7 protein-coding genes are annotated in these 13639 nt (G+C 51.5%); 4 read left to right on the top strand and 3 right to left on the bottom strand.

Annotated features, from left to right (window positions below; genetic code table 11):
* Positions 1-18 precede the first annotated feature (18 nt).
* The 3 genes from ACQCVD_RS14025 to ACQCVD_RS14015 form a co-directional block, all read right to left on the bottom strand.
* A complete protein-coding gene (locus ACQCVD_RS14025) occupies positions 19-1893 on the bottom strand; it encodes a glycosyltransferase family protein (RefSeq protein WP_426824401.1) in 1875 nt (624 codons plus the stop codon).
* Between the two features lie 62 nt (positions 1894-1955).
* Positions 1956-3599 carry a hypothetical protein gene (locus ACQCVD_RS14020; RefSeq protein ID WP_426824400.1) on the bottom strand — a complete coding sequence of 548 codons (1644 nt, stop codon included), beginning with the start codon at positions 3597-3599 and terminating at the stop codon, positions 1956-1958.
* Complete coding sequence (locus ACQCVD_RS14015) at positions 3599-4351, bottom strand: DUF6270 domain-containing protein (RefSeq protein ID WP_426824399.1); 753 nt, start codon at positions 4349-4351, stop codon at positions 3599-3601. The genes ACQCVD_RS14020 and ACQCVD_RS14015 overlap by 1 nt, the downstream gene beginning before the upstream one ends.
* Positions 4352-4503: 152 nt before the next feature.
* Here ACQCVD_RS14015 and ACQCVD_RS14010 point away from each other — a divergent pair, with 152 nt between their 5' ends.
* The 4 genes from ACQCVD_RS14010 to ACQCVD_RS13995 all read left to right on the top strand — a co-directional run bounded on the left by ACQCVD_RS14010 (position 4504) and on the right by ACQCVD_RS13995 (position 13372).
* Positions 4504-5346: an ABC transporter permease gene (locus ACQCVD_RS14010; RefSeq protein WP_426824398.1), complete on the top strand. Its 843-nt coding sequence runs from the start codon at positions 4504-4506 to the stop codon at positions 5344-5346.
* Positions 5330-6133, top strand: a complete 804-nt coding sequence (locus ACQCVD_RS14005; RefSeq protein WP_426824397.1) for an ABC transporter ATP-binding protein — start codon at positions 5330-5332, stop codon at positions 6131-6133. Before ACQCVD_RS14010 ends, ACQCVD_RS14005 begins: the two co-directional genes overlap by 17 nt.
* A gap of 1559 nt (positions 6134-7692) precedes the next feature.
* Complete coding sequence (locus ACQCVD_RS14000) at positions 7693-10827, top strand: glycosyltransferase (protein WP_426824396.1); 3135 nt, start codon at positions 7693-7695, stop codon at positions 10825-10827.
* Positions 10828-11125: 298 nt separating this feature from the next.
* Positions 11126-13372, top strand: a complete 2247-nt coding sequence (locus tag ACQCVD_RS13995; RefSeq protein ID WP_426824395.1) for a hypothetical protein — start codon at positions 11126-11128, stop codon at positions 13370-13372.
* Positions 13373-13639: the final 267 nt, after the last annotated feature.

Here is a 13639-nt window from a genome sequence, read left to right as displayed (position 1 = left end):
CGTTAGTTTGTGCAGCTGCTAGACGCATACATGCCGTGTATTCAGGCCGAAAGATTCAACGATTCCGTTGGCGAGGAATTCGGCATCAGTAGCTGACCAAGTGTGAGCGCCGTGGCCCCGAACCTGGATAAAATTGAACCGGTCTGCGGCGTAAATCTTCATCCCGGCATCCAGCACATCGACCAGGAAGGCACTGTCTTCGCCGTGAGTGATGTCTGCAAAGGGAATCTCCTCAAAGACTCGACGGTAGCCCACAAGAGTCGGTCCAGCAATGAAATCGGTCCATCGGTGCTCCCGGGTAGGGCGGCGTAAAACCAAGACATCGTTCGATTCTAAGTAGGCGTAGGCAGCTTCCTTGCCCACCAGGTCCGCTCCTGAAAAACTCAGGGCGTTTAGCTGGTCCAAAAGGTAGAAGGGCCCGTACAGGTCATCGTCGTCAAACTTGGCGACAACACTGCCGCGTGCCTCAGAAACGAGTTTGTTCAGACATGCCCCGAGACTCCACGCTGCGGGGGCTGAGAACGAGCGAATCTTATCAATTCCGAGGCGCTGACAGGTTTCTCGAAGTTCCGATTCATCGAGGTCGAAGCCATGTGAAAGAAGAAGAACCTCGAGCTTGACATCGCGTTGATGGACAATTTGGCTAAGCACATGCTCTATTTGATCGGGTCGGTTAGTGGAGACGACTATAGAGACCGTAGGGGAGTCGAGAGTCCTGTGCGCAATCCCAGCTGCTGCCAAAACTTGTTCAGCCCGATGAGTGTAAGTATGAGCTCCCCAGATTCTGCGCTGGGCTTTGTGAACCATGCGATCTCGGTATTGTGCTGAGTTCACTAGCGAACGCAATAGCAAGGCAGCTTCAACTTCATCGTCGACAGTTGGTACTTCATCAGCCGGGAAAAAGTTTCGGATAGCCGCGCTGGGAGCGCTGACTACAGGAGTACCGCTGGCCGTGATCTCGAAGATCCGACGGGCACACATACTGGAGCTATCCGTCACAGAATTGACGTTGAGGAAGACCTTGAAGTGGCGGTAAGCGGTGAGCATCTTGGCGTACGGGAGGGAGCCGACAACGTATTGATCAAATGGTGCGGGGAACTGGTACTTCTCGTCATTGCCGGCAAACCGAGAGAAAATCGTCAGACCGTAGTTCATGCGGGACGAGACTTCTGCGGCAGCTGACAGGAGCACCTGCATTTGCTGGCGACGTTCGGGAAACTTGTGGGCAAAGTACATCCCGGCGAAAGCGATGTCGCCCCGTTGATGAATACCTGGGAGCCGAATCGGATTATGAATTGCCGGCTGGGCGGCAAAACTCATGACATGAATCCGGTCATGATCCAAGGCCTTTCGATAGTCGCTGACCTTGTTGACATCGGTGGTGAATACAACGTCAAACAGCTTTGCCGTTCCCAGAAAGTCATCGAAGTGTGGCGGGTCCTCTTTGTTCCAGAAGACTGAAGGCACGCCCCGTTGTTTGCAGAAGTCAGTGAGCTCTCGTAGAGCGTTGCTGGGCGCAGAGCGACCAGTAAGCTGGTACTGCCAACTTCCGTCATTCCCATTCCACGCAGACTCGACGAGCAGCAGGTCAACATCGTCATCGATTAATTCCCGCCAATTTTCGGGAGTGACGGGAACGGTGTTGAATTCGTAGCTCCACGCTTGCATGGAAAAGTCATCGAGAATGACTGCAACCTTGATAGTATCGAACGATTTCGGGCGTGAGAGGGAAATATACGTCTCCACGCCGAGCGGATTCCATTGCTCTCCGGTGCGACGGGCTGGTGTTGCGTCATGGAACCTGCGGCGCTTCAACCACTCGCGATATTGGGCTACGCCACCTTTACGAAGATGCCAAAAACCGCGGCGCGCTTCGGAGACTAGTTGCTTCATTCTCATCAGGGGACATGCCTTTCCAGGGAGAGTCAGAACAGGAGGCGCAGGTTTCATGGGAGCTAAGCGGAAATACCGGACCAGAGGGCGAGCTGGTGGTACACACTCCTCCGGAGCCTGTCTTTGAATGGAAGAGAGAGCATGGCGTGGAAGATTCGCCGAGAGTTGAGCGGCAATACCACCAGAGGCCCGAAGTCGGCTTCGGAGTAGCCATAGGCAGCCCAAGTAGACATACGGTGTTCCCAATAGAACAAGTCTAGTAGGTCGTAGCCAGCGGAGTTCTCTTCGCTGAGCTCGGTGTAGTCCATATACTCCGTCATAGTCTCGATCAACCGCGGGTCGTGTTGGAAGGCCGACTGAGTGTATTTCCCGGCAAGGACTTCCGGTGTGATCTTGTCGAACTCGCGATCTCTGTAAAAGACGGTTCCGACCTCGCCACCGATCCCCAATATCAAGGCTTCGTCAGCCCCGAGTTCCTCATAGTAGGTTCTAGCTAGCGTCGGAAACCGCGCCCAGGTAGGGAAAGTTTTGCTGTACATGGAGGTGAACGCGTGAGTTTTCCGGCGGGGTGACACATCGAGCACGCGGTGTTTGAGGTTGCTCAAATTAGCGAGCCGATTCGCCCCCAGTAGATCCTCCCGAGAATGGTCAGCGTTGCGGGCAAAGAAATGATACGTCATCGCGGATACGTCGGCAGTATGCAATAGATCGAGTGTCGCAGTGAGGATCGCTCGAGAATCAGCTCCGGCGGTCAGTCCGAAAACTGTCTTGGGGCGATGGGCCAAAGCTGCGTCCATCTGAAAGCGAAGCTCCGAGAGATAGCGTTCGGCGGCTTCTGCGACACTGAGACTTTCGGGTGGCGTAGAAAAAAACCGGCGATGAGATATCTCAGAACCCTGGATAGTCAACGCACAGTTGGCAATGACCATTTTCACGGCGTCATGTGGACTGACCATTCCCGGGAGACATTTTCCGGCAGGATTATGATAATCGGGGTGTGTGAGAACCCATCGACTTCCACTGGCGGCGACATCTCCGATCGCTTGTGCAGCCAGAATGGAATGGGAGGCAAAAACGAGATGACCGCCCTGCCTTGCCCAATAGCATGAACGTGACGCCATAGCATCCACATGGATGCGTACGGAGGATGACCGCCGTCCGATTGCAACGAACCGGCCTCCCAGCCAAGTCACGGCCTCATCAAACGCATCCCAGCCTAATGAGCTGGATAGCTCTTTCAGGAGTTCCGAAGCTACGCTTTTAGAAGTGTGAAGTCGCTTTGCGGAGTCCGTAGCTTGTCCAAGAAGCAGAATTTCGTATTCTCCCTCAGCGTGAACCACATGATGCACTTCGAGATCTGGATCGAATTGACATGTCCAAGCTCCGAAACCCAGCGATTTCCAGTGTTCTGGGAGGGACACGTCCGGATTCGGTGTGTTGGTAAGTATCCAACCCTGCGCGAAAAAATTGCGATACTGCCGAACATCAGCTGCGGAAAGTGACGTTTCTAGTCGATTCGCGATCGCCTGCCAGGATTGCGTAAGCGACGGGCTACTGCTTGTCAGAGCCTCACTAGGAAGATATCTATGCTTACGGCTCTCTAGAGAACCGGCGATCCGATTGCGATTCCAGCGCCTGACCTGCTTTAGACCGCCATGGCGGAGATGCCAGAAGGCCTTCCGAAGCTCATCAATTTTTTGATACATTAGGTGCGCTGCTCCTGGACGAATTCATCAATGCGCTTTCGGAATAGCTCGTAGGCTTCTGAAGTGTAGTGGAAAGGAGCTCGGCCCCAGCGGTGGTCGAGGTCAGAAACGAGTCCGGTGAACCTAGCTACTCTCAAACCCGCCTCTTCAAGGTGAGTGAGATATGGAGCAAAGGCGGCAGGTGCATCGGAAGGCCGGAGTTCTCCTAGCTTGCGAGTGGGTTGCCCAGCGGTATCGATCAACGCCCAGTCAGGTGCCAGGACGAGAACACGATTCTTGATTTCCGCACTCGCTAGAGCCTCAACCAGCACGTCCGCAGCTGTCTTCCAGCGCGAAATATGCTCTTCAGTATTAAAGTCGATTTTCCTCGCATTGCTCAGAGAACTTCTCAGTTCAGGAACCTTACGAAGATCAGGACTATTGGTCACCACTGAACCGTCAGGAAACTCCCAGCAGCCCGCTCGTTCCACGTTGAGGTCCCAGAGGAGTACGTCGATATTACCGAGCTTTGCAACTTCATGGAACAAGTTTCCCCTGATGTCGAAATCAATGATTCGTTGCTGAAATCTACTCCGAACATTGAATACAGGGAAATTATGGGAAGCATCTTGACCTGCAGAAAGCAGCGAATGGCGTGCGATATAGCGCGTCAGGGGGTAGTTTTCATCACCGGAGAATGCGAGAGTATCCCGACTAACGCAGCCTCCGAAGATTGCTGTCTTCGTGGTTGGCACGAGATCGTCATTTCGCACTGGCTTTCCTATCATCTAAGACTGCGTATTGGGAACACAGTAAAGTGAACCCGGTTGTTGCTTGAACATACTTTATCTAGGGGAGGTGGGCCATGAGTAGTAGTGGTCTTACTAGCGAGTCATTAGGGTCCTCAAAGCGAGATCGCTCAACTGTGCAAGTCGATGACAGCAAGCTCCACCCCCTCAACGTACGCCCTAGTTTACTTCGTTATATTCGTCAACTTTGGGGACGCCGCTACTTCATTGCCGAAGATGCCACGGGAAAATCGTTTGACTCCCAGAAGGACATGTTCCTCGGAAGAGCGTGGCTCGTGCTGTCTCCGATGCTCGATGCGGCGATGTATGGAATTCTCTTTGGGCTACTGTTACGAACTTCGCGTGGCATCGAGAACTTCATCGGCTATCTCATCATTGGGATCATCTTTTTCAGTTACATGCAAGCCGGCTTGAACGGCGGCACCAATTTGATCAAGAGTTCACAAAACATGATATCCGCTTTCATGTTCCCACGAGCTGCTTTGGTGCTTTCCCAGGCTGCTCGAAACTTTATATCGGGTCTAGCCCCAGCATTGGTAGCTGTTGTTGGTGCTCTCGCGTTCCAGTGGGGAACTCCTCCGACGTGGAGATTGCTGTTGGTGATCCCGTTGTATCTGTTGATTCACGTTTTCGCGACGGGAGTCATGTTTATCGTTGCGCGTCTATGTGCATTTGTGCCGGACCTTCGATCGTTGGTCCGAGTTGTTGGGCGGGCTTGGTTTTTCACTTCCGGTGTATTTTTTTCAGTCGAAAGGTACGCGACAGTTCCGCTGATTCAAGACATCATGGTGGCAAATCCTGCTTACCAGTTTTTGCAAGCTGTGCGCGATACCGTCATGTACCAGGAGACACCCAAACTCGAAGTTTGGGGTTATCTCACTGTCTGGTCAGTGGGAATATTTGTTATAGGTTTGATCTTTTTCTGGCGAGCTGAGGAGCGCTATGGAACCCTCCATTAACGACCCGACAGTGGTCGTTCGAAAAATATACAAGGACTACCGCGTGGTAGGGCACAGAAAACAAAAAGTTCGCGCGCTGTCTGGAGTGACATTTGCTGCTTATTCTGGCGACTCGATAGGAGTCTTGGGAAAGAACGGTTCAGGGAAATCAACGCTACTCCGTCTGATAGCGGGAGGTGAAGCGGCTACTTCCGGAGAAATCAAGGTCTCATCCCAACCAACGCTTCTCGGGGTGTCAGCAGCGCTCCAGCCTCGTTTGAGCGGGGCTCAGAACATCCGGCTAGGCCTGCTTGCGATGGGGCTGACCCCTGACCAGGTTGACGAGAAATTCCAGGAGATTCGCGACTTTTCAGATATCGGAGACGCGATTCATCGACCTATGAATACATATTCATCGGGGATGGGGGCTCGCCTTAAATTTGCAATCTCTACTAGCGTGCGGCCCGAGATTCTCCTCATTGATGAAGCTTTGTCTACTGGAGATGCTTCGTTTACTGACCGCGCCAGAAAACGCATGGATCACATGCTTGAATCATCAGGAACTGTCTTTTTGGTTTCGCACGGAGCTGCGACAATTCAAGAGGCCTGCACCCGAGCGCTCTGGTTGCACGAAGGAAGAATAATTGCCGATGGCGAGGCTGAAAGCGTGACCAAGTCATACAGGGTTTGGGGCAACAGGAAGGCTACTGGTAGAGACCTCGAAGCTCAGCAGATAATTTCCAAGATGGAACAATATTACACGCCCCCACGTATCAACCTGTTGAGCGAACAAGAGAATCGTCGCTGATAAATGAAAAGGGACAGGCTAGGATAATTAGTCTGTAATGGAATAGACATGATACTTTCTTATTCTAAACGTTGGATCCTATGTTGGGTATTATTCTTCATAGGCTTACTTACGTTAGTGGCAGGACTCTTCTCGCTGGCAGTCGATATCAGGCAAGGAGCCGGTCTGAGTTTGATTGCCTCCGGCTTAATGGTGCCCTCCAGCTGGTGGTTGCGCCGAGCGAGCCGACGCAAAGCAGTTCCGCGGATGCCTCTTGTTTCTCTTATCGGCGGAGTAGGACTCGTATCTGGAGCAGTCCTCTTGCCGTGGAGTAACCTACTGGTATCGAACGACTCCAACCATTATGTAGATGACAGGGCTGACGAATCGGAAACTCCTTCAGAAAGTTCGCCCGCATCTCCCTCTCGGAGCTCAAATCCTAGCGTTCGAGAAACTCAGTCTACCGCCGAAACTACTGTCGTAACTGACCCCTCCATCAACGTGCGGACGGAGTACGTGACGGAGCCTCCAGCGACCGTGACAGAGGTCGAGACTCTCATGCCTCCAACTGTCACCGTTACAAGTCAGCTCCCTCTTGAGCCGGTTCCGAATCAGAGTGTGAACCCTGGACTGCCGCAAGAATCTCCATATAACTCAGGTGCTAGTGATCAGCCTGGGCAAATCACCTCCCCAGCCGAAACCATGGAACCTAGCCAGGGTACTGAGTCAAACGCGGAGAGTAGCGAGTTGGGCCGAACACCGAGTCAATCGACCAATGAGGTAGAGCCGGACGCTCAGGAGTATGCGGTGCCTGGGAGGGAACCTGTTGAGGATCCGGAAGGTGATAGGAACAGCACGACAAGTGCCGTCCCCGCGTCACCAACGCCTGAATCCCTAGAGTAAAACCGGATGGCAGAAAAATTCCTCGAGGTTGTAGTAGTGACTTAGGGTGTTTATGGTGTCACCACTGTGTTACTCAGAGTTAGCTGTAATCTGAATGTGCGCCAAAAGAGTCCAGCCGATTTTGAGCTCGGCTACGTGTCACGCCGCAAATATATCCCCATAAAACGGAAGGTTTGGTTCACGCAGGATGAAGTCTAGAACCCGGGTGAATCCGGATCTCGTCGCTGCCGATTTTCTTGTCCTTCGGAAATGGATAACCGATGCTCAGAACAGAGAGCTCCAAATCCTTGAAGAGCTAGATTCCCTGAAAAAGGAGCTCCAAGAAGTAGCGAGACAGGCCGGGGAACTTCAGACGCTTAACGAAGCGCGAGACCGATGGCAGGATGAGGCTGAGGACCTCAAGCATCAGTTAGACGATTTGAAGGAAAGTCGAACTTACCGCTTAGGTGCTGCGCTCAGAGATTCACGAAATATGCGTGGTTTGCTTGCTCTGCCCCGTCGCGTCACGAGACTTCTCACCAGTACCGGAGGAAATCCCCAAAATGACTAATGCAACTCTCTCTTCGATCCCTTCTCACGTTGAGGATCGGCGACTCGAAAAGCAGCTAATCCGAACCCGGCAGAGACAAGGTCGAGCTGCCTCGTTGACTGTGGCATGCATTTTGGACAATCTATCCATGTCATCGTTCTCACCAGAAGCGGATTTTCAACCACTTACAATGAGGGACTGGCTTGTGGAGCTGACGGCTTCTCAGCCAGATTTGCTGTTCGTTGAATCCGCTTGGCGTGGCCATCGAAATAGCTGGTGGAACGAAGTTCAACGGTGTGGCCCTGAACTACTCGGCATCCTTGAGTGGTGTAATTCTCGTAATATTCCTACCGTGTTCTGGAATAAGGAAGATCCGGTTCACTTTTCTACTTTCTTAAATACGGCACAATTGTTTGACGTTATATTTACCACCGATGTAGATTGTGTTCCCCGGTATAAAGCTTCCCTAAATCATGATAGGGTTTATTTTCTTCCTTTCGCGGCTCAGCCAAAGTTCCATAACCCTATCGAAGAGTTCAATCGGCTCGAAGGCTGCTCGTTTGCGGGTGCCTATTATAAAAAATACGGAGCTCGTAACCGTGATTTCGCCGAATTGAGTACGGCCCTAAAAGAAACTGGTCGTCTAGATATCTATGACAGAAACTACGGGTCAGAACTTGAAGAGCAGCAGTTTCCCTCAGAACTGCAGAACCTCATTGTCGGAGGGCTGTCGCCGGAAGATATAAGTGTTGCATACAAGGGATACACCTACAGTTTGAACCTGAACTCGGTGAAGGAAAGCCAGTCGATGTTTGCCCGACGCGTCTTCGAACTTCTGGCGTCGAATACTGGCGTGGTAAGCAACTACGCTCGTGGCCTCAAAATCCTATTTGGAGACCTGACTTTCACTACAGACAGTCCAGAACATCTCAGGACGCGGATGGCTTGGGTGATGTCGCAGCCGAATGGGTCCGAGCGTCTGCGAAGCATGGGACTTCGCAAAGTGCTCGCGGAGCATACGTATGCTAAAAGGCTGGAAGAAATTGCCACTCGCGCCGGCGTCGATCTCTCTCCCAGGAGCGCTGGTCACGTCTTGCTTGTTAGCTATGTCTCCTGCCAACAAAAAGCCATGAAATTAGCAAGATTAATGAAGGCGCAGAGTCACCAAGCCTGGGAGTTATGGTTCGTCGGAACGCACCTTGACTACGATGGATTCATAGATCCGCGTATTCATGTGGTCGAAAGCGGCGCGCAGCTATCTAGCATTGAGGTCGCCGGCTTCCGATTTCTGGGCTATCTAGACGAGCAGGACTGGTATGGAGAAGAATATCTGACAGATCTTCTGCGCGTGTTCGAATGGGCTGACGTTGACGCAGTCGGACATTCAGAAAGATATGTCTCGAACGGCCAACAGGTCGAGCGGGTTGGACATAAGACTGCATGGACACACCAGAGTGATATGTGTCTGACAAGGTCCCTAGTGAAGCTTCGTGAAAATGATGCCCTCGAAGTTGAGACTTTGGGGCCAGAGAGGCTGGTTTCTGGGGTCGCAACTTCGACCCTTGAATATTGTGAGGGGGGGGCGGAGCTTTCGCTCGATCAGCTAGCGCCAGTCACAAATCTCCATTTATGCGAAGGTATGTCACTTAGCGAACTCCAAGATTACGGCAGCAACCTAGATCCTAACGCGGAACTTGAGGCTTCGGGGATTGGCGGAGAGTTACACCCTTCTGATCTTTTTGAGGGTTTGGGCAGTGTCCGCGGCCTCAAGATTGAAGAACAGGAAGGAAAGATCAATGTAACTTCGTTCTTGGAAAATGGGCAGCACCAGTACTCCTACTCACAAGTCCCGATCGACCCGGTGATGTTGCCGGACGTGAACGGCGGTGAAGTCTATTTTGAAGCAACGCCCGGATTGAACGTCATGTTGGCGTTCATCTACTATTCTGCCGAAGGCGAGCGTCTTGGTCATACCATGATCTCGCATTCGCGTAACACCTCGGTGAGCTGGCCTGAAGAAACAGCGAAAGTCAAGGTGGGGATCCGTGCATTAGGCGCTGGCTCCTGCACGATTTCCTCATATTCACGGGCCCCGCGAAAGTCAGCACTTCATCCCCCTGTTTCGCAAAGCAAGACACTGATCGTGACGAACCGATACCCTTCTTACGAATCCCTCTATCAAAATGGGTTCGTAGCAAGTCGAGCTGAGACCTACGCTGATAAAGAAGCTGCTCCGGAGATCTTTTGTGTGGATCTATCGAAGAATTCAGTCGGGTACCGTGAGTTTAACGGCATAGAAGTGATGACCGGAACAGCTGAGCATCTAAAACTAATTGTGGAAGACGGCCACTACAGCCGCATATTGGTACATTTCTTGTCACGCCATATTTGGGAGGCTTTGAGCGCTTCTGAGTTCCGCAAAGGCGTTACCGTCTGGATTCACGGGTTTGAGGCGCAACCTTGGTGGAGGAGAAAATCGCTCTACACTGACCCAAAGATGCTTGAAGAAGCTAAGCGACAGACCGAGATTCGGATGGACTTTTGGCGCGACGTTTTCTGCAACTCTTCGGAGAACTGGCATTTCGTCTTTGTTTCAAGTTATCTTGCGCAACAAGTCTTTGAGGACGTAGGGGTAACGCTTGATCGTTCACAATACTCTATCATCCCTAATGTTATTGACGATAGCCTATTTACATATGAGAAGAAGGGCGAGGATCAACGTTTCAAAGTTTTGAGTATCCGTCCCTATGCTTCCCCGATATATGCTAATGATCTTGCGGTTCAAGCAGTGCTGCTCTTGAAGGAACTATCGCCCAACTTCGAGCAGTTTGAGTTCGCCTTCTACGGAGACGGTCTCCTTTTTGATGAGATTCTTAAACCTCTGCAGGGTCTGGAAAACGTGAAGGTAATCCGTGGTTTTCTCACACGTAAAGAAATATCGGAAGTACACAAGGACTATGGCGTATTCCTGGTGCCTTCGCGAATGGATACGCAGGGTGTCTCACGAGGTGAGGCGATGGCGTCAGGTTTAGTGCCAGTAACTAGTTCAGTCGCGGCAATCCCTGAGTTCGTGGACGAGAAATCGGGAGTTCTAACCGAGGCTGAAGATATTACTGGGTTAGCTTCTGCGCTGCAGTGGATAGCTGACGATCCTCAGGTTTTTTCTCGTCTCTCTGAAGGTGCAGCGCTCCGTGTTAGGGAGCAATTGAGTTTTTCGGAAACGGTCGGCAAAGAAATGGATCTGATCGGGCTGAGGCACAGGGCGCCGCAGAACAACGCCTAAAAATGTCCACCGGTCTTGTTCTCATTTCCAAACTAGCCGGTGAGGTTTTTAAAGTTCCCCTGCTCCCAGTTGCATGCCAAATTGGGGTGGGGAGAAGGAATCGAGGAGAAACGCAAGGTTGGTTTGCCCCTCAAGAACTATGGACCGAAAGGCGGGAAAATCGTGGTTGCTTGAAGCTGCTCCCTAGATGTAGAGCTCAAATGAAGTAATTGTTCATAACTTTAGGAAACGCTTCTGAGAGTCCGTGCTCGAGATCTCTCCAAATTCTAGTGGAGCGTGTCTCTTCAGGATAATACGTGTGCTCATTCATGCGCACTTGCTAATTGACGGCGATTATTGTTCCATATCCAAACAGAAGAAAGTGGATGTTTTGTTTTTTAAGTCTGCGGATCACGTCAGTATCAAAACTAGCGCAGTAGCCATGAGTGACGCTGCCGATGAGGAACCAGAAAACATTTCTGAGTTCGTTGTTCGATCGACAGCAGGGGTCGGGGCTGGTCCCAACCACTTTTTCGACACGTCTTTTGGTTCTGACGATTTAAATGGTATACCTGCTTCAGAAGTGGCCGATTGCGTGGGTGAGTGGCTGCTTATTGCCGAGCGTAGGAAGGTCGACTGCAGCGAATTTATAGCGTTTGGCGATGAATATGGATACTGCCCGTTATTTTATGCTCTCGTACCGGGTCATGCGATTGTTATATCTGATTCGTTCTATGGAATTCGTGCAGCTCTCGTCGACTACGGCATTGAGCCGAGTCTCGACGTGGACAACTATATGGCCACGGTCACCGCAAAATCCGTTCATTTTGCCAATCCTACGGTCCGAAGAACGATGGCAGCAGAGATCAGTATTCTTTCGATGGACGAAGCTCTGCTTATCGGAGCTGAAGGGGTCCGGAAGATAAATCGAAGTGGACTCGGCAATGCACATCGGGTGACCAGTTTCGAAGAAGCCGTGGATCTTGGCATCGACTTTATTGGTGATTCTCTGCAAACTCTTGCTGATACTTTTAGCGGAGACAAAACGCTTTTCCTCTCCGGAGGTGTCGATTCGCGTCTTCTATTGGCCTTGGCAAAAAGCGCGGGCGTCAGTGAGAAGTTTTTGATCCGCTCCGCAGACCCAAGGAACTTTAAATCTGCCTACTCTCGTAAGGTGGTTCGAGACGACATTCTAATATCGGATACGATTCGTCGCGATTTAGGGCTATCTTGGTGGTGTCGAGGTGGGTCGAGTAGGTACGCTCTTGATTTTCGTGAGTCGCTCGCATTTTTTCAAAGCTATCGGTCCAACTTCTCTTATTCTTTTTCTCCGCAAAAGTCGGTTACGGTTTTTGACGATCCGATTATCGCGCTTCGTGGAGGAGGTGGTGAGATGTTGAGATCCACTAATACTAGTTTGGCTATCAGTCGCAAGGTTTCTGACTTCGTTTCTTCGGCAGATATTTCTGACTCTTCTAACGTCGAGAATCTCGTGCGATGGTATATGAACTCAGGCAGGCTGGCCCAATCTGGGGAGCAGCCGACGGAGCGGGTGATGCGGGGGGCCTTCGGTGCTTTCAGTGGTTCGACGGTAGTAGAGATTATGAACGCGCACTATTTCAATACCAGGAATAGAGCTCACTTTGGTCATATCCGCTTTTCTCACGCCTCAAATGAAGTAGCCTTCCATTTCCTTTCGAATGGATATTTCAAACGTGCCGCAGAGTTGTCCTCTTTCGAGGATCGTGTAAACGGCGAGGTGGCTCGCGCGATATTCCGTCGCACCTCCCCGCAACTGTTGTCGTATCCTTTTGAAAATGATGGATGGACCCAGAAGTTAGCTTCCGCGCCGCTAAGGACTGTGAGCGGTAGTGATGAAAGATGGACGGCGGAATTGGATGCTCTTCGTGGGAGCGTGCCGAATTCTAAACCGGCAGCCGGTTGGGGGGCGAGACAACGGGGCGTTCATACTGATTATGAACCGGACGTCATTCAGTTAAGCTTTATTAAGAGAGCTTTTAGCTTGATTGAATCCCGAGTTCCTGAAGGAAGGCGCGAGGAGTTGAGTGTCTTTCATGAGGAGATACTCTCTGTTGCTAGTGCTTCGTCTCTTCATCTAAGTACACTGGTCGCGAAGGCTGCATCGGCGGTAGATGTCTTCTACCCGATCATCCGAAAGGGAAACTCCGTGCGCCTTTCCTGTCGTCCGGCACAGGGGAAGCCCTCCTCTGCTATTCGCTCGGCTCGTGCTGATTTTCTTGATGTACCGCAAGACGGTTGGAATAATATTCCATTTATTGAATTTTCGCCGACGATTATGCTCACCGCAGAGGGCATTCTGGTTGAAGTTAATGTTGCTGGTACGAGTAGCCTTGGTTCCTCCTTTGCCTACTATCTTTTCCGAGATGGGAAGCGCGTCGACACTGTTTGGTATTCATCCCGTTCGTCGGCGCTGTTCGAGAAGCCATCGACACCCGGCCGTTACAGTGCTCTCGTGTTCGCCCGCACCGAGGCCGATGGGGAACGAGTACTGAAGGTGCGAACGAACCAGTTGCAGATTAGGTAGATTAGGTAGATCTCAGTTCCAGATGCCGGGCTCCTTCGTCTGTCTCTATGTATATTAATTCGCTGGGCCCAGCATCATGGTTGCCGTGAGAATGTGTAACTCGTTTATCCCAGCGGTTCTACCCAATCCGGCCCTTCCGGATCTAGAGTGCGTTGATCTTGGCCTGGAGTCCTCCCGAGTGGATCAGTGACCGCAATATGTAGTGGTTGAGATTCCGGAAGCCCAAGGCAATGCCGCGCAGGTGCTCGAGTCTGCCGTTGATCGCCT

The organism is Corynebacterium halotolerans (genome assembly GCF_050107895.1).
In the GTDB taxonomy this organism is placed as follows: domain Bacteria; phylum Actinomycetota; class Actinomycetes; order Mycobacteriales; family Mycobacteriaceae; genus Corynebacterium; species Corynebacterium halotolerans_B.
Note: the sequence above shows the minus strand (reverse complement) of the source record. Positions and strands in the feature narration are given on the sequence as shown.

Bases quoted from the DNA above. Each gene is read 5' to 3' on its own strand.
- ACQCVD_RS14025 (WP_426824401.1), bottom strand. From the start codon at position 1,893: ATGAAGCAACTAGTCTCCGAAGCGCGCCGCGGTTTTTGGCATCTTCGT.
- ACQCVD_RS14020 (WP_426824400.1), bottom strand. From the start codon at position 3,599: ATGTATCAAAAAATTGATGAGCTTCGGAAGGCCTTCTGGCATCTCCGC.
- ACQCVD_RS14000 (WP_426824396.1), top strand. From the start codon at position 7,693: ATGTCATCGTTCTCACCAGAAGCGGATTTTCAACCACTTACAATGAGG.
- ACQCVD_RS14005 (WP_426824397.1), top strand. From the start codon at position 5,330: ATGGAACCCTCCATTAACGACCCGACAGTGGTCGTTCGAAAAATATAC.